The following is a 23,060-nucleotide window of genomic DNA, read 5'->3' as shown; positions in this document are numbered from 1 at the left end:
ATTTAGTGAAGCAAGATTAACACAAAAAGAGGATTATAATCCTCAAATTATATTAAATTCATCTATAATGTTTTAAATTTGGAGCTATTTTATGTCTAAGTTCGCAGATGATTATCGAATGACATATAAAGAAATTGAAGAATTACGGCAAGATACCAAGGAAGCGCTGAAATCACCTGCGTATTTAGCATTACTAAGTCAGATAAAAAAACTAGATTTATCAAAAGTGGGAGTCTTAGGTGCATATACTTATATAAATCGTACTCTACTAATTATTACTGTTGCTAATCGAACGATAATCAATGAGAGTGATATCGCTACAGCAGCTGCTAATATACTTCGAGAAAGCTTTATTAAAGCTGCTCGTACTGAAAAAGTGCTTTACGTAGAGAACGATATCCTATGGAGTAAGACTCCTTATGGTCAACCAGTTTTCATTAAACAATTGACTGGACGAAATTTTAGTCTTTCCAAAGAAATTACTAATCGTAAAGTATTTAAAATAAAAAAACGGCATGTTAACACTTCAATAAATTAAATCCATTTAAATCAGTATATTAAGCAACGAAGTTAGAGTGGTAGAAATCTATTAACTATCTAGCGAGTAAAGTCATACCACTTTGATCTCTAGCCAGATAAAGTAAATACATAGATTTAATATTCTCAAAATAGAACTATCTTGCATTAATCTTTCGGCAACAAAATTTGCGGTTCAACTTTAAGAATATATGCAATTTCATAGAGCTTAAGAACTGTGATATTGACTTCACCACGTTCAATTCTTCCAAGATAACTACGATCAATATTACATAGTAATGCTAATTTTTCTTGAGTAATTTTCTGATCAGCTCTACATGTGCGAATTGCATGTCCAATTTTTTTTGCTAAATCGTTCATAAGTTCTATTCCGATAAAGAATAGAACTATTCATTTTTGAGGATTAAGTATCCACGGCTTATAATCCTCATTGACTATAGACTTATAAAAATAATCATCACGCGACACATAAGTTGTCATTTGCAACGCATAAAATGTCATTGATAAAAGATCACCATTATTGGCAGTTTTTTTATAAAGTCTCATATTAATTTTAGTAAATTAAAACTTTATAAGTTTTGCAAAATCAATAACTACTTGGACATCTATTCTTGTTTTATCGGTACATTTCTTTCAACTTTAGGGTTAAATGAGACTATATAAAACCGTGAAACATTAGTTGATAAGTAAGCACGGAACATGAATAATCACGAAAAAGCCGTTCCTGTGCACTGAACCATGTGACGTCTTTAGTTAAGTAAATGATTTATATTAAATAAAAGAAATTATTTTATATGACGTGTATTATGATAATTTTATAAAAGTCTATTAATATTCATACTCATGGAGTATAAAATTGGTTGATTCTAATCCAATTAAACTTACCGAAAATCAGAAAATTTCAGTAAAAGTAAAATCCTCAAAAGGTGATTTTTTCAATACAGATATTTCTTTGGAATATGGTAGGCCCCCTAGTATTCAGCTAAAGCTTGAGGGCGAAAAAGAACTCGCAGCTCACCCCTATAGAGACGACCATAGAGGTGATTACTATATATCTGATTTTTATGATCATTCTTTTATTAACCATGCTCTATTTAAATATTTATTTTTTGGAAAAGCTAATAAAGATCAAATTAAAAAAGTATATTTTACTTTTCCAGAGCTATCATCGTACTTTCATCAAGAACTTGACTATGCCCTTGATAATGAAATAAATATTTCAGGTAACTTGAAAATTGAACCATTAGAAGTAAGGATAAATAACTTAGGCTTATCTGTAAAAATTCATCAAGGATATAACCTAAAATCGAATGATGACCATACTGGTTTTTCATTTAAGAATATCATGTACTTTTCGTTTGAATCAGATACAGCTTTATCATTCCAAGATATTGAAAATTTAATGTATGAATCGATAAGTTTACTAACTTGGGTAACTGGTTATCCTATTTCTCCAGATTCTATAGAGGTTTCTGACGGAGATAAATATGCTTACCTTTATTTACCAGTAGTCAAAAAATTAAAAAAATATGATGTAAGTTTCCCTAAAAGTTTCATGAACATTAATTTTTTTCGGGAATACTTCAGTACTATTTGTATTAGCTACTTTGAAAAAAAAGAAATTTTTAAGAGCATTTGGTCAAGGACACTTCCTTTATTTGATTTCACTGGTGTACTTGAATATGAAGTTATGCTTTTTGCAAGTATTTTAGACAAATATTTTTCTTATCAAGTTGATAAATTTCATAAAGTTACATCTAAAAATTATAGTAAATACATATCAAAAGTAGATCAATTTTTCAAAGAAAATGATGCTTTTAAAGAAATATTTGCTGGCACTGATTTAGCAGACACATTGGAAGCTAAGGCATTATTTCCAAAGAAAAAAAGATTAACATTCAATGAAAAAAAGGAAATTTATTTTAATCATATTGGTGAAGAACGGCTCAAAATTTTTATTAACAATCATGATTTCAAAAATATTAAAGCTATTAGAGATAGAGCTGCTCATGGATCACCAGAGAAATTAGATACAGATATAGTTTATAAATACCTATGGAAAGTTAAACTTTTAACGATGTACTTTATATATATGGACTTAGGTATTAAAGAAGATGATTTTTTTAAGATGATATCTATAACATTTCATCCAATTGCTTTGAACTGTGAAAAAGATAAGTACTTATTAGATATAGCAACGGATAAGACTATTCTTATTGAATTAGAACAAGCTGAAAAAGAAAAATTTAAAAATCTGAATACAAAGATAAACGTCTTTTATAAAAAGGAGAATAGCTATTTTTTCAACTCAGAACTCAGTGAAATGGCGAGTAATTATTTTTCAGAAGATGTGATTACCGAAATTGATCCATTAAGAATATACAGTCATGAAAAATATATTCAATCTTTACTCAATCAAAGAGGAATTGATTTAAAAACCCGATATTACCAAGTGATATATCTACAAGAAAATAATTCTAAGATTATGATTAATAATGTTATTATTCTTTCTTAGCTAAGAAAGAATAATAAAAAAAACCACCTATGCGGTTTTTTTTATTATATCGTATATCTACGGGGAGAGGACAAGCCCACAAATTCCCATAGCTAATGACACAGATTAAGTTATTTTACACTCGTAATGACATCGATCAATCTAACATAATCAAATGGCAGAAATACTCTCTTAAAAGATAAATTGAATAACTTTAGGTTTATTTACTATAAAAGAGAAAGCATAAAATACTAACATAAAAGTTTTAATATAATTTAGTGTATGTTCATATCTCCTTTAGAGTAGAGTAATCTTCAAAAAGAACAAAATATGCAATAAGACATCAGTAGGGATTGAAAAAAAAATGAAAAACCTCAAATATTCCAAAAGTTAATTATATCGAGAAGCTAATGTTTGAACATGAACAAAAAATTATGATCGATCGTATTGTAAAAGAATTAGAAGAAAATAATTTTGCAATATTTGCAGGTGCTGGCCTATCAGCTCCTGCAGGATACGTAAATTGGAAAGAACTATTACGTCCATTATCTATTGAGTTAAACTTAGATATTGATAAAGAAACTGATTTAGTTTCATTAGCTCAGTATTATGTAAATGAAAATCATGGTCGTAATAGATTAACTGAAAGATTAATTGATGAGGTTGGGGTGGCTCGTGAACCTACACCAAATCACAAAATTTTAGCTAAATTGCCAATATCAACATATTGGACAACTAATTATGATGATTTAATTGAAAAAGCTTTAGATAATGAGGGAAAAATAGCAGATAAAAAATTTACTAAAAATCATTTATCTCAAACTAAAAAAGGACGATCTGCTGTTGTTTACAAAATGCATGGTGATGCTAGTCTACCGGATCAAGCAATTATTACTAAAGATCAATACGAATCCTACCCATTACATTTTGCACCATTTGTAACAGCTTTATCTGGAGATTTGGTTTCAAAAACGTTCTTATTTCTAGGATTTAGTTTTAACGATCCAAATTTAGATTATATTCTTAGTAGAATAAGAATTCATTTTGAACAAAATCAAAGACAACATTATTGCATTTTTAGAAAAGTTAATCGTGCTGACTACAGTAATGATGAAGATTTCTCATATAATCTTTTAAAGCAGCAGTTTGTTATTAAAGACCTTGCTCGTTTTAGTATCAAAGTTGTATTAATTGATGCATGGAATGATCTCACTCGCATATTAGAAGAAATTACAAAAAGATTTCGATGTAAAAATGTATTCTTGTCAGGTAGTGCCCATGAATTTGGTTCATGGGGTCAAACCACAACGGAATTGTTCCTATCCAAACTTGGAGAAGTTTTAATCCAAGAAGGTTTTAAAATTACATCAGGTTTAGGTTTGGGTATTGGTAATGCATTTATTAGTGGTGCAATTAAAGAAATCTATAATAGAAAATATACAAAAATTGATGACTATTTAACAATGAAAGTATTTCCTCAATTTGTAGCTGATCCAACAGAAAGAAAGAATATTTGGACAGCATGGAGAAAAGATTTATTAAGTCAGACAGGAATTGCTCTTTTCTTTATGGGAAATAAAATTATTAAAGATCCTGAATCAGGCAAACAAACTATAGTGTTGGCAGATGGTATGGATGAAGAATTTCATATAGCACATGAATTAGGTTTAAAACTAATACCAATTGGTGCGAGTGGATATAAAGCAAAAGAATTATTTAATCAGATAATTTCAGACTTCGATCATTATTACCCAAATTCCTCACCAAAATTTCGTGAAGCTTTTGAAAAATTAAATGAAGAAGTAGATGAACCAGTTAAGCTGTTATCAAAAATCCATGATGTAATTAAGTTAATTTAAATTGGAGAAAATTTATGGCTAGAAAAGTTTTTTTTAGTTTTCATTATCAACCGGATAATTGGAGAGTATCTCAAGTAAGAAATATTGGTGTAATTGAAGGCAATCAACCAGCTAAAGATAATGATTGGGAAACTGTTGTAGGTGGTGGTGATACCCAAATTAAACAATGGATATCTAACCAAATGGCTGGGAGAACTTGTACAGTGATTCTTGCTGGCAAAGACACAGCTAATAGAAAGTGGATTAATCATGAAATTGTAGAGTCTTGGAATCAAGGAAAAGGTGTTGTTGTAATTTACATTCATAATCTAAAGAACTCACAAGGTGAACAATCAAATAAAGGACAAAATCCTTTAGATTACATAACGCATAATCCTACAGGGAAAAAACTATCCGAAATTGCAAAAGCTTATGACCCACCTTATTCAACTAGTCAGTTTGTCTATGAATATATTAAGGATAATATTGATAGCTGGATAGAAGAAGCTATTAAAATTAGGAGTGTAAATTAATACCTAATAGTCTCAGGATAATTTTTTATCGAGGATCATGGATCACTATTTTGGATAAGAAATAGTGATCCATCAGTACCGAACTCAATATTAATAAAATCTATCTGAATATTTTTGATACACATCTTGACTTTAAATATTGATTTTTTGTAATTATCGATATGAGATAGCTTTATAAAGAATATCTAAAGGATGAATATTTCGGTTTGTAGAGGAATATTGGTAGGCTTCAATCCATTTTTTTAATTTTTGATTACTTAAAGTAGCATCTGTTTCTGGTAATGGATAAGCGAAATTTAGATCATTATCAAAAGCTAGTGATTCAGCTAATGCTTGATCTCTACTTTCAATTGAAATTTGTCTTGGTTTTGGGGTTCTACGGACTAATTTTGCAAATTGAAGTTCCGAGTAAATCCATGGGGATGAGAGATATTTTTTATTTTCAAACACTTCATTAATAGGAATTGAATTATCAGTGCCTAAAAAAATAAATGCTTCACAATTATAAATTACTCTGTTTAAAGCTGAGTTAAGAATCATGAATATATTTGAAGTTGTATAATTACGCTTTCGATAATTAAAATTACTGCCACTCAAACAATATGATTTATCAATTTCTCTTAAAAGTTTAAATGCATCCCCCAAAATACAAGAGTCAATAAATACTTTTAAATTTAGCTCTTCTTCTATTAAAATTGCCAAGCGGATAACATCATCTTCATCAGCATGTGAGTGCGATAGAAATATATCAGGTTTGACATTTACAAATAATTTTTCATATATTTTTTCAACACTTAATGTATTTTTTTTATTAAGTAAGTAGTCTTGAATATTGATTAGTGTATTTTTATTTCTTTCTTTATATGTATTTACTTTTCTGTCAGTAATATAAGGAAATATTGAGAAGTCAAAATCTTCAATTTGAATACTTTTATACATAATTAATTACTACTTTAAATTAATACTTAAGATGACTACGAAAAATTCTGCGGAAAAGACTAGAATATGTATAGTCACTTTCAAATCTTGGATCTAACTGAAATCTAGGTTTAATTTTCTTTTTTTCATTATCATATACTATTTTTGCAGCAGCACCTGTAGATGCTAAAGGAATTACTTGAGCATTAGGATGAAATTCTAGAAACATTTCTAATTCATCTATTACACCTTCCATTCCACCAATTAATACAATTGCATCAAACTTTTGACTTTGTATCATAGCTTGTCGCATTTTTTTTAGGCTTTCATCACGATCATTTTGAATCATATCGATGATATTTAAATTAATAAATTCATAGACAATCTGCGGAAATTCTAATATGAAGTATTCTGATTGAAAAATAGATATTAAATTATCATCTTGTTTACTATTTCTAGTAGCCATAGCAAGTAAGGGGGTAATAGCTGGGTGGCCTCCACAAACAATACGACCACGAGGTATAACTACTTCAACAAGTGATCGAATTGCTTCTTTAATAGCGAGGACATCAGCAGTTTCGTAGAAGCATTTTTTTCGATCAGAGAGAGGAATGCTTGCTGATAGGAAAATATTTAACATTTTTTTATCACTTATTTTCTAATAATGAAGAGGCTTTAGTCATATTCACTGCTTTAATTGGAAGATGTTCATCCAACCAATCTAAATGATCTAACCATTGTTTTAAAATTCCTCGATTATCATAAATAATCCATTTTTCACTGTTTTTGAATTTTGAGTTTGATACAGCATTATAAATATCATTAATCCTATCTGCTGTAGGGACACCTATAGCTGGTATTACAGCTAATCCTTTGTCTTTCCAATCAGCTATAGAAATCCATTGATCTATTTGTACATTTGGATTGTATCCTGCATCTCTAGCAGCATCACAAAAGTTATCAATGAGATATTTATATCTAAGAGAAATTGCTCTTGCCCTGAGCTGTTCGGTCTTTATTACAATATTCCTAAGTGTTTTTTCTGTAATTTTTTTCCCAGTATATGGAATGCCTTTTCTACCAAGGCTTTTCATTTTAAAGTCTCTAGGTGTTAGTGTAATAAACTCGTTAAATGAAGCAACATCTTCTTCCTTTTGCTGAGGCCACAGAACATGTAAAATGTGAATATTATTTTCGTTAGCAAACATTAGCTCATCTTTGGTCCATCTACTAGTTCTAAATTGTGGTGTATCTAATAATATAATTGCATCTGAGTCAGTCATACGATGCCATAATTGATCTTGAAAATTATATGCAGGTGGAACAGAACGTGTGTCTAGGAAAACATCGAAACCATTTGCATCTAATATGTCATATAGTTTGTTAGCTGCTCCTTGGGAATCAATACGTCTATAACTAATGAAAACTTTTCGCTCCTTCCTTAGAAATCTAAAATTTTCACAGATAATAGAAACTAATCGTTCCGTATTATTATTTGTTTGATTAATCGGTAAAGCATTTATATGGCTAATTATTTTTGGCAATTCTTTGGGAACTAGTTCATTACTTTGGACTATAGGAATAATGACTATTGAGTCTTCAATAAGATTTGATAAGTGTAAAATGTCTGATTTATCACCACCAAAATAAATTGCAATTGTTGGGTATTTAGGATCTATAGATGAATAATTATCACTATGAATAAATTTGATAAAACGTGGATTAATTTTCAGATCAATAAATCTATCCGTAAGACTTTTTTGAATACTTGGAAGTCGTTCATCAACTTTTCCAAGTAATATAATTTGATAGTAATTTTCAGACACAATTATTTTCCCATTTGATTTGCAGCATTTTCGATCCATGAAGATAATAACAATCTTCCATTATTACTTATAAAGTCATACGTTTTAAAAAAACTTGAAAGTCGTACTACTGAGTTCGAATTTGGTTTTGGAGTAAATCTAGAGTTCAAAGTAATTGGATTGAGAAAATCTCGGTATTTGATCCATTTGTTATCATGCCATTCAGCTAAGTAATAAGATCCGTTAGCAAGATATATACCCATTTCATCGAGTGGATTGGTCCCTTTTCTTGAAATATATCCATTTTTGTCTTTTAATTGGTGAATAAAAACAGATAATAAACCATTACCCTTAATGATACTTTGTGCAATTTCATATCTAACCCATCTTCTTTGATGAGTGTATTGACCTGCAAGAATACATGTTACTGAGGTGTTATCTAAACCTTCTCTAAGAAAACGTTTAAGTGAATCATCGGACTCTCTTTTCTTTTTTTCAATAACGCTTCCATCAAAAAAGCCATATGCTTCTCTACTACCACTAACTACCCAAGAGTTTTTAACGTTCCAAACTCGCCAAATATCATTTTGATAATGAAATGAAAAGAATGCTCTACGTGCCATTTTTATTTACCAATTTGCTTTTTAAAATTATAAAGAAGATACAAATTTACCGTATTGCTCATGTGGTTTCCAGAAACATAAGTTACCCGTAGTTGAACGGTCAATTTTTTGATATAACTGCAAATATTCATTTCCATAATAAATACCGTGACGGTCTACAGTTGGGATAATAAAAATAGACTCATATTTTTTGACTCCATCGGCATAACCAATTTCCCAAGGACACCATCTTGATTTAACAGAGTTTGGTGTTGCGAGAAAAAAGAAATAATCAGCTTCTTGAATTTTCTGTTGAATTTTCACTGCTGTTTCTCGATTAGTAGTCTCAGGCATAGAGCTATCTTGCCAATCAACATAAACATCAATGTTTTCATCTTTTAATAACTGAATAAATCCTTTGACATATTGAGCATCAATATGACTATGGCATAAAAATGCCTTTTTAGACCTCTGATTAAAAGTGTAGCTATTTGCACTCCTACTAAAACGTGTAGAATTATTGGTCAGTGTATCTAGGGAAATAGCCATATAGTTTCTTTACAGATAAAATTAATTACAATAACGGAAAGTATTAAAAAATCAATAATATGAAAGTATTAAGCGACATAATTCGACGCCAAATTAGTGTGATAAATCTTTAGCCTCCATTTCTAAAGCAGTAATAAGTTCATTAAGCTTTTCTCTTGTGATATTTATTTCACATCATTCAATTTACCCTAAATGATAGCTACGGCTTATACCTCGGATTGAAGCTAATTTTTCTTTACCAGTTCCTTTCCTGAACCTACCATCGTGCATTAACTGACCAACTGCTATTTATAAATCTCTCATGCGATTTCATTTGTTCAAATATCAGGAATATTGCTATTTGAGGACTACTCATTAGAGGATTATAATCCCCATTTATTCATTAGAAGTTTAAAATGTCAAAATCTATCACCTTACCTTTATATGATGATTTTTTGAAAATTTTTATTGATAATGAAATTATCAATTGGCAAGCAAAACATTTTTGGGAAAAAATGGGACTTAAACAACATTACAGAGCTGAGCACTGTAAGCGTCTTATGTATGTAGGATTAAGAGTTCTACTTAGATGTAAGTATCTTGAAATTGATGAAGTTAAGTCTTCAAAGAAATCATTTAGTTACAAAGAAACTCATAGATTGGATGAATTAAGAGATAAGTATAGGGCACAGAAGCTTGAAGCTATTTTCACAGTAAAAAAAATTGAATTTTCGAATCAAATTAAAGATAAAGAAAATAATATCAATTTTTTAGAATCACTATTATTAGAAGATAAAACATTAGAGAAATATTTTATTAATCATAAAGAAAAATTAGAAACTGATATAAAAAATATTAAATCAAACATTAAGTTTATGGATAGCATTATGACTTAATAAATAAAAAGCTATCAAAAATATTTAAATAAAATCAAAATATTAAATTAATATTATTCTAGTTGACCTAAGCATTTTTCTTATATATTTTTTCGTCAAATTTACTCAAAATTCGTCTAATTATGGTCAAGTCGATAAAACAGGTTAAAGAGGAATTTTTTTCTTCAGGAACTTCTATTGCTGAATGGGCAAGATTTAATAATTTCTCGCCTGATTTGGTATATAGAATACTAAAAAACAATCAAATCCCAAAACGTGGTAAAAGCCATGAAATTGCAGTGAAACTAGGAATAAAAGAGTAGAAAATTATGAATTAATTAACTGTATTTTTATTTAATTGCAGAAAGCATAAAGACCCATGCATCAGCATGGGTCTTTATGAGTTGTCTTTTACTTGGTCGTGCAAGACAATTAATTCTAAAAGACATTGTTCGATTAAGCAATGTTGAGGGTGCTTTCTGCCTCATTTTAATATTAGAGGTATTATGCGCTTAGACACTGATAAAATTCGACAGACTGTCAGATTTCTAAATTTACAATACAGTCAAAGGGAAACGGCTAAACAAGTCGGCATTTCTAGAGATTCTGTGAAAGTGATTTATGAAAAGTTAAAACAGTTTCCAATTCACAATAATGAACTTAATTTATTTACAAACCTTGAATTACTTAACTATTTTGAAATATCACGTAATTCCAATTATCCGACGAGAAAAATTTATCCTAATTTTGTATATATCAACCAAGAATTAAAAAAAAGGGATACGACTCTTGAATTACTTTGGCAAGAATACATCGCTCAATATGCAGAAGGTCTTTCATACTCCCGTTTTTGCGAAGTATTTAGAAATTTTCAGAAGAACCGACACTCATCTATGCGTCAAAATTTTAAAAGTGGTGAAGCATTTTTAGTAGATTTTTGTGGTAGAAGAATGGAAATTACCTCTCCATTAGATGGGACAAAAAGTTATGTTTCCATTTTTGTGGGAGTATTAGGAGCATCAGCGTACACATTTGCTTATGCAGTTCCAAGCCAAAAAGTGGAATATTGGTTAGAATGTTTTATTCAAGCATTTAAGCATATCGGTGGTGTTCCAGAAACAATAGTAACTGATAATTTAAAATCAGCTGTTATCAAAAATAATAAGTCTGGTTTAGAGTTTCAAAAAGACTTTGAAGATTTTGCAGCACACTATGATTTTGCAATCATGCCGACTCGACCACGGCATCCAAAGGATAAAGGTCTTGTAGAAGTCAGTGTACAGATTGTACAACGTTCAATTCTAGCATCTTTCCGAAATCAAAAATTTTTCTCTATTGAGGAATTAAATCGAGCCATTCAGCAGAAAATGGATGTGATTAATAATAAAACGACTCGCCGATTTACTATTAGCCGATACGAACAGTTTTTAGCTTTGGATAGTAGAGACCTCAATTCCTTACCGCTTTATCCATACGAATTGTGTTCATGGAAACGACAGGTACTGGTCAGTGAATTTTATCGAGTTGAGTATGAATCTAATCAATATTCTGTTCCGTATACATATACGCATTTACGAGTCGATATTAAAATTACGAAATCAGCAATTCATATTTTTTATGAACGTGAAAAAATAGCTGAGCATGTTATCAACACTCGTATACATCAAGATATCTGTTTGGATGAACATATGTCGCCTGAGCATCTAGCTCAAAAAGGTCTATCAAAAGATGAAATTATTTTCTGGGCAAATCGTACAGGTCCAAATACATCACAGTATGTTAATTATATTCTCAATCAAAAAAGAGATCTTGCCAAAAACATTAAATCATTAAATAAGCTCAGAAAATGGGTCACAGATAATCAAAAATCTCATTACCTTGAAGATGCCTGTCAATTCGCCATGGAGCGGAAAATTTTCACCCTAAAGCGACTTGAAAACATTATTTCAAATAATGCTTATCTCATACCACAAGCTCCAGATATACAGTCTCGTATTTTAACACCGCATCAGAATATTCGAGGCATTAATTATTATTTACAGAATTTAGAGACAACTAAACATGCTTAAACAATCTGTCAAAGTTAAGTTAGAACAGCTTAAACTCAAAGGTTTTCTTCGTTCAGCAGAAAGCTCACTTGATCAAATGTTAGATCAGGGTGTTAGCATAGAGGACTTTTTAGACTATTGTCTCGATGCAGAATTAAATGATCGCTCTAATCGAAGAATTGAACGACTTTTATCTCAAGCCAAATTCCGTTACCCCAATGCAAGGGTGGAACATATAGATTATGCAGTAGAGCGAAAAATTAAAAAAGCAGACATCCATCGCTATGCAAATTGTGAATGGATTGATGATGGTCGTGGATTGATTATTTCAGGCTCTACAGGTGTTGGTAAATCATGGTTAGCTTGTGCACTCGGCGCTGAGGCTTGTAATCGTGGTTATGGCACTATATATTTTAATGCGATTAGCCTTTTTGATGAAATTGCAAATGCAATTACTTTAGGTGAAATTAAAAATTTTAAGAAAAAAATTTATACTGCAAAGCTGCTTATTATTGATGATTTTGGTTTAGGAGGCTTTAATCAGGCATTAGCTCCTTCTTTCCTTGAAATAATAGATAAACAATCTCAAACAGGAGGCATTTTAATTACTAGCCAAGTTCCTAAAAAGTTGTGGTTCGAACAATTTCAAGATCCAACAATTGCAGATGCTGTTATGGATCGGATTTTACATAGATCCTATGAACTTGAGATTTTCGGTCGATCGTACAGAGAAAAAATTTTTTCTTTAGAATAATATGTTTTAAACAGGAGTGGCCTGCTAGGAATAAGAATGAGTGGTAGGCTATGAACAAGAATGGGTGGCTGAATCTTCAAGTAATTCGCATAAGAACCTATAAAGCCGCGCCGTTTTTTGTAGGCTTTACGGTCATAAGAAGGAATATTGGACTTTTGAAGATCAATCGCCAGTTGTTTCTTACGTTGAAACTGAACTTCATTAAGAAGAGCAGCATAAATTTTGGGTCGGTCAGTTTTAAACTTATCTACATCCAATGGAATCTTATCTTCATTCTTGACTAAATATAGAACAGAACCGTTTGCATTGGTTTCATATATTGTCCAGCCAAGCCGAACAATGTAGAGACCTGTTTTTTGATTTTTACCTAAATAAGCTTTAAACCCATCGGGATGAGGGCGAACATAAGCATTCATCATGCATCCTCCATCAACTATTTAATTCGATGAAAGCGACAATCAATGAATTGATGGGGAGCGATACATCTATTCAATAAAATCACGATTTCTAATTGTATATATATTGATCAATTTGGCAATTTCAAGTCATGTGATCATTTTGTGCAATAGTTAAAAAATAATATAATCTGACTGAAACTGATTAAAAAATGTGTGACGTATTTTGCAAATTAAAAATTAAACAAATTATAATGAATCTAAGTTCACTTTTTAGTATGATTATGATTTTAAAAATAAAAAAGTATTTGTAATATTTCTTGTTACAACGATTTTGTCGACAATAGATGTTCTTTTTTGACATATTTCGCCTAGAGTAATCAGTGAGTTTTGGCCTATGGTGTCATTTTTATTTATTGGACTTGTAGTCACTATCTTGCTGACTCCAGGACCAACAAATACATTATTAGCCTCGGCTGGCTTACAAGCAGGGGTAAAGCATTCTCTTAAGTTAATTCCAGCAGAGGTAATGGGTTACCTGATCGCGATTACCTCATGGGGTGTTTTACTTGAGTCGGTATCTCATTTTATTCCATGGCTTCCAGCTATATTAAAATTGATGAGCGCGAGTTTCATTCTCTATCTTGCTTTTAAACTTTGGATAACATCGACTGAAGATATTAAGCTAGATCGACCACTGATCACGCCAAAGGCTTTATTTGTTGCGACACTTTTAAACCCTAAAGCGTTACTGTTTGCTTCAGCGATTTTTCCACATGCAGCGTGGGAAAATCCGAATTTATATTTTATTCACATTGTTGTCTTTTTATCTTTAATTACCCCAATTGCTTTTTTATGGATTATGTTTGGAACAGTACTGATTTCAAATAAAGTAACTTGGTTGAATCAACGTAATTTACAACGTACGGCTGCATTTATTTTAACTTTTTTTGCGATGCCAATCGGCTATTCTGCGATTAGCTCATTTTAAACTTAACCGATTATTTATATTAAAAATTTATTTTTCAGGAGATTTTTATGAAAAGATTAAAAGTAATTATCAAGGATCAGTTTGACAAAGAATCAATTGCTTTGGCAAAAGTTAGACCAATGAATGACCATGCACTTGAACTTCATAAAAGCATTGAACATATTGAAATTAATGACGATATCATTTTGCCCAATATGGATTTGTTATATGAAAACCCTAAAGACGGCAAAATTTATCAGTTAATCGGTGCATTCAGTGAGGAATAACTATTAAATTAAATTTAACAATAACCAACTACATAGTTTGTGTTTATTAGAGTCTCAATGGTGGAAATTAAGCCAAACTAACGTATAGACACAATTAAAATATTGAACATTGGTAGTCATTATGGGACTATGTTTTTTGCAAAAATGTGACCTAATCCTCATTTTTGCATTTCAGGACTAAGTGGTATTCACTAAGCCCATTCCTTCAATGAGAAGTAGGAATGGGCTTTTTTTATGAAATCTTATTCTTTGAAAGTTTCATCTAAAGCTTGTTGAACAGCTTCAATTCGAGACTTGCAAGCTTTGTAAGCGCTAATAGACTCTTCAACAACTTTCATTAAATTATCAATATCGGGACTTTCTTGAGATTCTAATAACTCAGCATTTTTCTTCAAAATATCATGACCATCTTTAAACGTTAACTCTTCATTTTTCATTTGGAATTACCTGTGTAATGTTGGCTTCAAGCACACCATCTTGCATTTCAATTGCAATGGCGGGGCTTGAAATTTGCTGTATAGAGCGAATAGCTTTTCCTTCAGATCTGACTATTGCATAGCCTTTAGCTTGAACCTGTTTCGGGTTTTGCAGAAGAATTTCCTTCATTAAAGATTCGATTTGAGCGAATGAAAATTTAACTTGTTGCTGTGAGCTAAACTGAATACGTTCTTTCATCTGGTCAAGTAGACGATGCGCCGAGTTAAGCTGATTTTGTGCCGAAGACTTAATGTGTTGAAGCAGTTGATCATTTTTGCTTTGATACGTCGTGATTTGATGCTGAGAAAGCAGCTTAATCGTTTGTAGACTATCTAGTGCTTCTTGTACGCGTTCAACAATATGGTTGCGAATACCAGCAATCACTTTACTTGGAGTATCAAACGAACGGTGTGCAATCTCATCAAGGATGGTACGGTCCTTTTCATGTCCGATACCAACCCAAACTGGTACGCTGCGTTTACAGAGAAGTGCGGCAAGCTCATAATCATTTAAATAAGCTAAATCATTTACAGCACCACCCCCACGAATAATTACAATCAGATCGGGTGGGAAGTTATAACGGTTTGCCCATTGCTTTAAACCAGTTGCCAACGACTCCATCAGACTAACGGCAGCCGTATTGCCCTGAAAGGTTGCATTTTGATAAACAAAATGACAAACCCCATTTCGCTCAAGAGCGTCTGCATCTTTTTTAAAATCACCGAGGCCCGCAGCATTTTGAGGAGTAATCACTAAAACATTTTGTATATCAAAAGGAGTCGGGATGAGTTTATTTTTATGAATTAAACCTTCTTGAGTTAAACGCTCCACAATTTGTTGATAACGTTTTGCAATTTCACCAAGTGTAAAACTTGAGTCTATCTCTTCAATATTGACTGAAAATCCATATTGCGGATCAAAACGCGCTCTAATTTTAATTAAAACATTTAAGTCACTTGCTAACTCAATTCCTGTTTCACGTTCAAACTTAAGAACAATTTTACTCGCTGAAAATTTCCAGATGGTTGCCTTACAACTGGCGATGACTTTATCTGTATCTGCGTCTTTCTCTGCAAGTTCTAAATAGTAATGTCCACCTTTAATATTTAAATTCCGAATCTCTGCTCTAACCCATACGGGATCGTCAAAGGTCAGGCGTATGACTTCCTGCACAGTGCCGAGATATTCACTTAGCGAGAACTGAGGATCAGACATATAAACTATAAATGTATTAATGAGAGAAAGAATCTAGATAGTATAAAAGCTATCCAAGCAAGGCAATTGGTGCCTATAAATATCGGGTTCTATTTAAAATAAATACAACAATTTAACGAGCTAAAAGTTGGAAATTGATATGCCTATTTAGAGTAAGTGGTAAAAAATGAAAAATTAATAAAAAGATAATTGTTAATAATTACAACCGATTAAAAAATAAAGTTTGCTTTATAAAATATATAGGCGTATAAAGCTTACTTCCAATTGCGGGGTGGAGCAGTCTGGTAGCTCGTCGGGCTCATAACCCGAAGGTCGTTGGTTCAAATCCGACTCCCGCATCCAAAAATATTATGCTCTGTGATGTATCACTTTTCATGATACGAACTCATGAAAAGCAATTAGCTTATAAATAACCCTATATCAAGCTAAATATTAAATTCTAGACGAACTGTCCATACCTTAAATCTAGCGTTCTAATTACATACCGTAAAATCACATGAGCTCAGTGATGAGTAAATGATTGTGAATATAGTAAATGAGTGGCACATTGCCACAGCCGTAAATGGCAATGAGATTAATGTGAGGATTGTTCCTCATGTGCGTAAACAAAACTCTCTCGATGGATATCGTTGGGTTGAAGTTGGTAAAAAAATTCAACTTCAGTCTGGTGAAGAAATTGAGCTAAACCAAGATGGAAAAAGCTTCTATGCTGGTTTTAATCAACTTTATCGTTTAAATACATATTGTTGATAACACATGGCACTAAAGCGGAAAAACCTATCTCTTTTTATGGAGATAGGTTTTTTTATATTTATAGAGTATAGAAATAATTAAAACTATAAAAAAGTAAAGTCTACGTAAATTTTGAAATTATTATTTTAGCTATATTTAATAACTTAATTAACCTGCTCGCCAGAACTGGCGGCCCATAACCTTAAAGTTTTTACCGTTTTCTTCAGTTACACGGCGGTCTCTAAATTTTTCATTTAAGCTATGCAAAATTAAAGAACCATCAGCTTCTTTAAAAATTTGTTTAATCATTCCTTCGCCAGCGAAATAAACAGCATAAATCTCACCATCAATGACCTCAGTCTGAGAAATATCAATGCCAACCAAATCCCCATCTTTAATGTAATCGGTCATGCTATCGCCTTTGGCTTTAATAATCCGCATACACTCTTGAGGAACGCGCTTTTCTTTAAAAAAAGAAGTAGGAAAAGGAATTTTTCCATTAATTGCATCAAAATGAAATTCGATCGATTCACCTGTACCACAAGAAAAACTTGCTTCAACCACATCAATCCATAGATATTGATCTACTGCATCATGACTTACTACAGTAGGACTAAACACATCACTTTCTTTAAAAGAATCTTCTGAGTTACCAGTGGTAAGCCAATAAGCATCTACACCTAAAAACTGTGCAATAAGTGGAAGAAAAGCAGATTTTAAGTTCTTTCCCGATTCTAAAGCTTGGTAGGCAGGCTGAGACATTTTTACTGCTTCAGCAACTTCTGCCTGAGTTTTCTTAGCTTTAATCCTTGAATCTTTTAAACGGTCTTTAAGAGCCATAGTGATCGCACCAGCTAATTTATAACAAATATATAACTTAAGTTATATCTAGTAAAACAACTATAGTTATTGACTAATAATAACTATAGTTATAATATCAGTTATAAGGAACCATTGATAGAATGACCTAAATATTTTACTTAAATATATTTTTAATTTTTATCAATGGCTTAGTAAGTAGTGATTATTATTCTGCCTCAATGGACGACAGAATATAAAAAATGGCGATAGTGAATCAGTGATAGAGATCAGCTATCAAAAACAAAAAATGAAATAAAAAAAGCCCGATTCCGTGGATCAGGCTTAATGTTCGTCGATAAAGGGTATCAAGAACATGAAGAATCTAACAAAGAATTTAATGACTCACAAAAGTTTCCGATATACGGCAGCATGTTATGTCAAATTTTTGGTCAAAAAAGTGAAGCAATTCATCAACTTTACTCTTTTTTCTTGTTCTTATGCCAATGCTTAAGTGTTGGTAAAAGGTCTATGAGATTGAGCGATTTTATTTAAATAGTTTCTCTAAAAAGGTATTAAATAACATTGGTTTATAAGGTTTTATCCTTTTAGAGCGTGTGAGGATTGAGTTATGGGAAAGTTTTTAACGACTGATGGATTAGTGACTGCTTTTAATCTCTATGGGACAGTAATAATGGTTGGCCTAGCAATAAGCTTGGTTGTAGCAGTTGTTCTAATCATGCGTTTTCCACGGTCACCCCAAGAATGGGTAGTTGGTTTAATTTGTACCATTGTCTCAAGCTTGACAGGTGGTTCATTCATTATCATGAAATGGAACTTGCATGAGTGGGTAACAGATATATGGGGAATGATTACTTTAGGTGGATTCTTCTTTATTTGTGGATTACCTGGTTGGGCGATTGTGAGGTGGATATTTAACTTTATTAATAAACAAGAAGGAAAAACCATTGTTGAAGTGATGAAAGACTTAAAAAAAGCAAAAGATGATATTCAAAATTAATATCTAACAGTAGGTGGTATAAATGAGGATAGTCCTATGAATATTGAACAATATTTAGATGCACTTATAAAACGTGAAGGTGGATATGTAAATGACCCATTGGACTCTGGCCAAGCGACAAAATTTGGAATTACTCAAGCAGTTGCTCGTAGTTATGGATATCAAGGTGAAATGACGGATTTACCCTTAGAAATTGCTAGAGAGATTTATAAGAAACAATATTGGCTTGAACCACGATTTGATCAAGTTAATTTAATCAGTCCCACGACTGCTGAAGAACTATTTGATACTGGAGTAAATTGTGGAATCAACTTTACAAAACCGCTTCTGCAACGGGCTTTGAACTTGTTAAATCGCCAAGGAAAAGAGGGCTGGACAGATCTTAAGTTAGATGGGGAATATGGACCATCTACATTGCAGGCTTTATCAATGTATATTGATAAGCGCGGTCATGAAGGTGAGCAGGTACTCGTACGTCTCCTTAATATTATGCAAGGTCAGCGCTATATTGAAATTACAGAAAAGAATCCAAAATATGAGCAATTTTTTTTCGGATGGATTGCCAATCGTGTGAGCTTATAAAAAGACCAACTTGCTAAAGCTGTTTTAAGCAAAAGGGCTATAAAGCACTTAACAAGTTGGTCATTTTTTGTTTGGTTTATATAAATAAAACTACTTTACTGAGTAATAAGTAAAATCGCTAATAGGAAGAAAATACAGCCACTCACTTTATTTAGTGTTGCAAAATTATTCCCAGCGAGCATTTTCTCTTTAAAAATTGAAGAAAAATTGGCATAGACTAAATGAATTAAAAAACCAATAAAGCAAAATGTTAAAGATAAAACTAAAAACTGATTTAATATTTCTTTTTTAATATCAATAAATTGTGGGAAAAGTGCGATAAAAAAGACAATTGTTTTTGGATTCAGTAGTGATGCAAATAATCCCTGATAGAAAAGTTTTGATTTCTTTATACCTTTCTCGTCATGTGCAGTTTCTAGTAAATCTTGAGTAGGGGACTTTTTGATAAAGTTTTTATAGCCTAAGTACATCAAGTAAAAGGCTCCAATAAACTTTAAAACAGTAAAGATAGTGGGATTACTGGTAATAATAAGCCCAACACCACTTGCAGAAATTACAGCGATAATAAACATACCAATGATTAAACCACTAATACCGAATAAAGCTGTTCGTACACCATAATTGATTGAATTTGTTACTGTAAATAAAACACCTGGTCCGGGGCTGGATAACGTGAGAAAAGCAATGGTTATAAATACTAAAAGACCGTTCACGTGGTTACTTCCTGTTTATCATCAACATATTAAGCTGCACGCGTACTTTAAAGTAGAAGAGGTAATATGTATATACAAGTCTGTATATTTTATAAAATAATAAAATATTTTAGTCATTCATCAAAGTGACTATGAAGCTTATAGTAAGCCTTAAAAATCTATAGAAGAAAAAATTTTCAGAGTGTAAAAAAAATGAGATATATCTAATGAATATATCAATATTAAATCAATTAAATTTCTTGTAAATAGTATTTAAAATCAATAAATAAGAAGATAGTGTCTGCGATCGAAATGAGTAAAAAATCAATTAATCGAGATAGAGATTGCAATTCGATAAGAAGCGTGTATAGTCGAGCATAACTACAAAAATATTCTTGTTAACCTAAATCTTTCTTTTCGCAGTTTTATTTATAATCCTCCGTATTTTATAAGATATTTAAGTAAACGCATATTTTTGAGTTTAATTGGTTTCTCCAATAACAAATGATAATTTTTTTAAAAGTTAGGATTAATTTATGTCTAATACTACTGGTACAGTAAAATGGTTTAATGAAACTAAAGGTTTTGGTTTTATTCAATCTGATGAAGGTAAAGATGTTTTCGCACATTTTTCTGAAATTCAAACACAAGGCTTCAAAGTTCTTTTAGAAGGCCAACGTGTTCAGTTTACTGTGACACAGGGTAAAAAAGGCCCACAAGCGTCAAATATCACTATTGTGAATAATGCTTAAATTTATATAATTTGATGATTTTATTGGGTTATCTTTAGAGCAAATTGCTCAAGTAATTTTTAAAAATCATTAATTTAGTTAAAAAACCCACTTCTTCCTTTGTGGGTTTTTTTACATGAACAATCAAATAAGTTGATTATTTTATTTATATAATATAAAAATTAAACTTATGCTTAAAAAGTTAAATCAATAATTGGTATAAAAATGGATATTTGCATTGGCGGTATTTTAAATGGCAAAGTTTGCAAGAATAACGAAAATTATTTTAGTGCGGGAAATCCTCACTCAGATGAAGTAACTAAATATGAGAAGCAGTATTTTCATTTAAATGGGAAGCTTTTATCTTTTTGGGTGTGTAGTGACATAAAATTTCAAGAAGCATTAAAAATTGCCGAGAGTTTTATTAAAAAAAAGAAAGATTTTTAAGTTAATATTAATTAAAAGCACTTTAAATTTAACGACTCAATTTCTCAAATGAGATAAGCTAAATATTATTTTTAATTACATATTTTTAACAATTTAAGTTATTTTGTTATTCATAAAGTCATGAGTGAAGAGTACTCTTAACTCAGAATATAACTTTGTTGTAAAATTAAACTTAATATTTATAAAAGTTTATTAAATTTTTATAGTTTTAACGGTCTATGACTTAAGTCATAAATAATATTTCTTTTTGTAGTATTTCTAAAGGAAGGAAATAACTCTAAATGTTGAATATAGTACAGCCTAATATTTGCTTTATTGGCAGCAGTAACTTGTCTTTAGCTTTGATTGGAGGTTTAGTTTTAAAGGGATTTCAAAAAGAAAAAATTAATCTTATAGAGGAAGTAAAGTTTGATAATGAAATCATTCTGAAGCAAAAGCGGCATGAGGTAAAAAAGGCTGATATTGTTGTTCTGTTACTAGATCCCAAAAACTTAAAAGCCATACTAGCGCCATTAAAAAAATGGTTAGTAGATAAAACTATAGTGTCGATGATGGCTGGGGTGAATATTAAACAACTTATGAGTATGACGGGCTCACAAAAAATTATACGAATTATTTCAAACCCCCCAGTATTAACTTATAGCGGTACACATGTGCTGATTGGTTCTGAATACTTGGAACCTTTAGATAAAGAGGTCATTGAGGTAATTTATTCAGCAACAGGTAAGACATATTGGGCGCATTCTGAATCAGACGCTGATGCGATTATTGCGCTATCAGGTTCAGGGCCAGCTTATTTCTTTTATATTCTCGACAGTATGATCAAAACAGGTACGGCTATGGGTTTAGATAAGCAATTTGCTTTAGATCTAGCACTACAAGCTGCATCGGGTGCTGTGGAAATGGTACGTAAAAGTAACGTTCAGCCAAGTGAGTTATGTGGAAAGGTGACATTGGCTAATGGAATCACTGAATCTGCATTACGGATGTTTGAATTAGGTAATCTTTCTGATGATATTCGACTTGCTTTAAAAGCAGCGTATCACCGTAGTAAAGAAATAAGTGCAGAGATTAACGCTGAAATTATCAAACACTAGTTTTTATTTCTAACCAAGTACCTTTTAACCCTGAAATAACAAATTGTTGAAAGGTACTTGATACAGTTACTTTAACCATGTGCTTGCTAAACAAACATTTTAGTGTATTTAATCTTAACGAAAGCTCTTCTAAATTCACTTTGTAACTTCAAACTTTTAAATCAATGAAGTTTAAGAAAATATTCCCAAATAATAAAGCCGATGCCAAACCCTAACATTGAGTAGAGAGTAATAATAAATAATACAAAACTAGCTTTATTTTTCTTTCTCAAAAAATTCATGTTAGCTACCTCGTGTCTAGATATGTACCATCATGAACAGATTCGATGTGTAATCATAGATACAGAGTTTTTTTAAAAAAATATAACAGATAAGATGATTGTTATAATTTACTCATTAATTAAGTTTTTCTTTAATTTTCAGAGAGGTAAGCAATAGTAATAATATGCTGTAGGGCAATTAAGACGATATTTATTTTTAAATTTTAATGACTTTTAGAGGCAAAATAATCGATAGTCATAAAGTATATTTTTTGAATTAATTAGAAATTATACATTCAGTAGGTCGTAATCTTGATAAAGAATCTAGCTAAAAAATCTAGGAATTTATTTATATATTGTGATGGGGAAATTTGCCTAATTTAAAAGTTGATCTTTTGAGACTTAAATTTTAGAGGATAAATTG

Annotated in this window: 27 protein-coding genes, 1 tRNA gene and 1 pseudogene; 17 read left to right on the top strand and 12 right to left on the bottom strand. The window is 31.2% G+C overall.

What is annotated here, in order from left to right; all coding sequences use genetic code 11:
- Positions 1-91 precede the first annotated feature (91 nt).
- Positions 92-538, top strand: coding sequence for a hypothetical protein (locus NE363_RS12280; RefSeq protein WP_413775289.1), 447 nt, complete (start codon positions 92-94; stop codon positions 536-538).
- A gap of 146 nt (positions 539-684) precedes the next feature.
- On the opposite strand, the gene NE363_RS12275 is transcribed toward NE363_RS12280, so the two are convergent.
- Positions 685-897 carry a helix-turn-helix domain-containing protein gene (locus tag NE363_RS12275; RefSeq protein WP_032061151.1) on the bottom strand — a complete coding sequence of 71 codons (213 nt, stop codon included), beginning with the start codon at positions 895-897 and terminating at the stop codon, positions 685-687.
- 496 nt (positions 898-1,393) lie between these two features.
- Between NE363_RS12275 and NE363_RS12270 the strand changes: the two genes are divergently transcribed.
- The 3 genes from NE363_RS12270 to NE363_RS12260 all read left to right on the top strand — a co-directional run bounded on the left by NE363_RS12270 (position 1,394) and on the right by NE363_RS12260 (position 5,402).
- Positions 1,394-3,052 (top strand): ApeA N-terminal domain 1-containing protein, encoded by a 1,659-nt coding sequence (locus tag NE363_RS12270; protein WP_320124925.1) that lies wholly within the window; start codon positions 1,394-1,396, stop codon positions 3,050-3,052.
- Between the two features lie 389 nt (positions 3,053-3,441).
- A complete protein-coding gene (locus NE363_RS12265; protein WP_320124926.1) occupies positions 3,442-4,890 on the top strand; it encodes an SIR2 family protein in 1,449 nt (482 codons plus the stop codon).
- 14 nt (positions 4,891-4,904) lie between these two features.
- Positions 4,905-5,402 (top strand): TIR domain-containing protein, encoded by a 498-nt coding sequence (locus NE363_RS12260; protein WP_032061148.1) that lies wholly within the window; start codon positions 4,905-4,907, stop codon positions 5,400-5,402.
- A 153-nt stretch (positions 5,403-5,555) separates the two neighbouring features.
- Here NE363_RS12260 and NE363_RS12255 read toward each other — a convergent pair whose 3' ends face one another.
- Genes NE363_RS12255 through NE363_RS12235 form a run of 5 tightly spaced genes read right to left on the bottom strand, consistent with a single transcriptional unit; the run spans position 5,556 to position 9,276 of the window.
- Positions 5,556-6,341, bottom strand: coding sequence for a hypothetical protein (locus tag NE363_RS12255; protein ID WP_445535157.1), 786 nt, complete (start codon positions 6,339-6,341; stop codon positions 5,556-5,558).
- Between the two features lie 19 nt (positions 6,342-6,360).
- Entirely contained in the window at positions 6,361-6,960 is a 600-nt protein-coding gene (locus NE363_RS12250; protein WP_050598660.1) for an SLOG domain-containing protein, read from the bottom strand.
- A 7-nt stretch (positions 6,961-6,967) separates the two neighbouring features.
- Complete coding sequence (locus NE363_RS12245) at positions 6,968-8,146, bottom strand: toll/interleukin-1 receptor domain-containing protein (RefSeq protein WP_320124929.1); 1,179 nt, start codon at positions 8,144-8,146, stop codon at positions 6,968-6,970.
- A gap of 2 nt (positions 8,147-8,148) precedes the next feature.
- Positions 8,149-8,748 (bottom strand): TIR domain-containing protein, encoded by a 600-nt coding sequence (locus NE363_RS12240; protein WP_320124930.1) that lies wholly within the window; start codon positions 8,746-8,748, stop codon positions 8,149-8,151.
- Between the two features lie 27 nt (positions 8,749-8,775).
- Complete coding sequence (locus NE363_RS12235; RefSeq protein ID WP_320124931.1) at positions 8,776-9,276, bottom strand: toll/interleukin-1 receptor domain-containing protein; 501 nt, start codon at positions 9,274-9,276, stop codon at positions 8,776-8,778.
- Positions 9,277-9,671: 395 nt separating this feature from the next.
- Here NE363_RS12235 and NE363_RS12230 point away from each other — a divergent pair, with 395 nt between their 5' ends.
- The 4 genes from NE363_RS12230 (at position 9,672) to istB (ending at position 12,932) form a co-directional block, all read left to right on the top strand.
- Positions 9,672-10,151 carry a hypothetical protein gene (locus tag NE363_RS12230; RefSeq protein ID WP_320124932.1) on the top strand — a complete coding sequence of 160 codons (480 nt, stop codon included), beginning with the start codon at positions 9,672-9,674 and terminating at the stop codon, positions 10,149-10,151.
- 122 nt (positions 10,152-10,273) lie between these two features.
- Entirely contained in the window at positions 10,274-10,453 is a 180-nt protein-coding gene (locus NE363_RS12225) for a DNA-binding protein (protein ID WP_320124933.1), read from the top strand.
- Between the two features lie 183 nt (positions 10,454-10,636).
- Complete coding sequence (gene istA, locus NE363_RS12220) at positions 10,637-12,199, top strand: IS21 family transposase (RefSeq protein WP_320124934.1); 1,563 nt, start codon at positions 10,637-10,639, stop codon at positions 12,197-12,199.
- A complete protein-coding gene (gene istB, locus NE363_RS12215; RefSeq protein ID WP_320124935.1) occupies positions 12,192-12,932 on the top strand; it encodes an IS21-like element helper ATPase IstB in 741 nt (246 codons plus the stop codon). The genes istA and istB overlap by 8 nt, the downstream gene beginning before the upstream one ends.
- A gap of 92 nt (positions 12,933-13,024) precedes the next feature.
- On the opposite strand, the pseudogene NE363_RS12210 reads toward istB, so the two are convergent.
- Positions 13,025-13,351 (bottom strand): annotated as a pseudogene (locus NE363_RS12210) (hypothetical protein); the annotation flags it as partial.
- A gap of 373 nt (positions 13,352-13,724) precedes the next feature.
- Here NE363_RS12210 and NE363_RS12205 point away from each other — a divergent pair.
- Positions 13,725-14,318: a LysE family translocator gene (locus NE363_RS12205; protein WP_191015202.1), complete on the top strand. Its 594-nt coding sequence runs from the start codon at positions 13,725-13,727 to the stop codon at positions 14,316-14,318.
- Positions 14,319-14,365: 47 nt separating this feature from the next.
- Complete coding sequence (locus NE363_RS12200; RefSeq protein WP_004702694.1) at positions 14,366-14,584, top strand: hypothetical protein; 219 nt, start codon at positions 14,366-14,368, stop codon at positions 14,582-14,584.
- 242 nt (positions 14,585-14,826) lie between these two features.
- On the opposite strand, the gene xseB is transcribed toward NE363_RS12200, so the two are convergent.
- Both xseB and xseA read right to left on the bottom strand, forming a co-directional pair.
- Positions 14,827-15,021, bottom strand: coding sequence for an exodeoxyribonuclease VII small subunit (gene xseB / locus NE363_RS12195; RefSeq protein ID WP_004702693.1), 195 nt, complete (start codon positions 15,019-15,021; stop codon positions 14,827-14,829).
- Positions 15,011-16,276 carry an exodeoxyribonuclease VII large subunit gene (gene xseA / locus NE363_RS12190; protein ID WP_445535156.1) on the bottom strand — a complete coding sequence of 422 codons (1,266 nt, stop codon included), beginning with the start codon at positions 16,274-16,276 and terminating at the stop codon, positions 15,011-15,013. Before xseA ends, xseB begins: the two co-directional genes overlap by 11 nt.
- 265 nt (positions 16,277-16,541) lie before the next feature.
- Here xseA and NE363_RS12185 point away from each other — a divergent pair.
- Together NE363_RS12185 and NE363_RS12180 are read left to right on the top strand one after the other, a co-directional pair.
- Positions 16,542-16,618, top strand: a tRNA-Met gene (locus tag NE363_RS12185).
- A 174-nt stretch (positions 16,619-16,792) separates the two neighbouring features.
- Positions 16,793-17,026 (top strand): hypothetical protein, encoded by a 234-nt coding sequence (locus tag NE363_RS12180; protein WP_002119938.1) that lies wholly within the window; start codon positions 16,793-16,795, stop codon positions 17,024-17,026.
- Between the two features lie 150 nt (positions 17,027-17,176).
- On the opposite strand, the gene NE363_RS12175 is transcribed toward NE363_RS12180, so the two are convergent.
- The gene (locus NE363_RS12175; RefSeq protein WP_445535155.1) at positions 17,177-17,848 is read right to left on the bottom strand and encodes an XRE family transcriptional regulator; all 672 of its coding nucleotides are present in this window, start codon (positions 17,846-17,848) and stop codon (positions 17,177-17,179) included.
- A gap of 589 nt (positions 17,849-18,437) precedes the next feature.
- On the opposite strand from NE363_RS12175, the gene NE363_RS12170 reads away from it, so the two are divergent.
- Both NE363_RS12170 and NE363_RS12165 read left to right on the top strand, forming a co-directional pair.
- Positions 18,438-18,827, top strand: coding sequence for a hypothetical protein (locus NE363_RS12170; RefSeq protein ID WP_004702686.1), 390 nt, complete (start codon positions 18,438-18,440; stop codon positions 18,825-18,827).
- Positions 18,828-18,863: 36 nt separating this feature from the next.
- Complete coding sequence (locus tag NE363_RS12165) at positions 18,864-19,409, top strand: glycoside hydrolase family 108 protein (protein WP_004702684.1); 546 nt, start codon at positions 18,864-18,866, stop codon at positions 19,407-19,409.
- A gap of 95 nt (positions 19,410-19,504) precedes the next feature.
- Here the strand turns inward: NE363_RS12165 and NE363_RS12160 are convergent, their stop codons facing one another.
- Positions 19,505-20,122, bottom strand: a complete 618-nt coding sequence (locus NE363_RS12160; protein ID WP_445535154.1) for a LysE family translocator — start codon at positions 20,120-20,122, stop codon at positions 19,505-19,507.
- Positions 20,123-20,637: 515 nt separating this feature from the next.
- Here NE363_RS12160 and NE363_RS12155 point away from each other — a divergent pair.
- The 3 genes from NE363_RS12155 to NE363_RS12145 all read left to right on the top strand — a co-directional run bounded on the left by NE363_RS12155 (position 20,638) and on the right by NE363_RS12145 (position 22,376).
- The gene (locus tag NE363_RS12155) at positions 20,638-20,853 is read left to right on the top strand and encodes a cold-shock protein (RefSeq protein WP_004702680.1); all 216 of its coding nucleotides are present in this window, start codon (positions 20,638-20,640) and stop codon (positions 20,851-20,853) included.
- Positions 20,854-21,057: 204 nt separating this feature from the next.
- Entirely contained in the window at positions 21,058-21,279 is a 222-nt protein-coding gene (locus NE363_RS12150; protein ID WP_068934403.1) for a hypothetical protein, read from the top strand.
- Between the two features lie 281 nt (positions 21,280-21,560).
- Positions 21,561-22,376 carry a pyrroline-5-carboxylate reductase family protein gene (locus NE363_RS12145; RefSeq protein ID WP_445535153.1) on the top strand — a complete coding sequence of 272 codons (816 nt, stop codon included), beginning with the start codon at positions 21,561-21,563 and terminating at the stop codon, positions 22,374-22,376.
- 161 nt (positions 22,377-22,537) lie between these two features.
- Here NE363_RS12145 and NE363_RS12140 read toward each other — a convergent pair whose 3' ends face one another.
- Positions 22,538-22,657, bottom strand: a complete 120-nt coding sequence (locus NE363_RS12140) for a hypothetical protein (RefSeq protein WP_004702673.1) — start codon at positions 22,655-22,657, stop codon at positions 22,538-22,540.
- Between the last annotated feature and the right edge of the window lie 403 nt (positions 22,658-23,060).

Source organism: Acinetobacter sp. G18 (assembly GCF_052660225.1).
The sequence above is the reverse complement of the archived record's forward strand: the minus strand, read 5'-3'. Positions and strand labels throughout refer to the sequence as shown.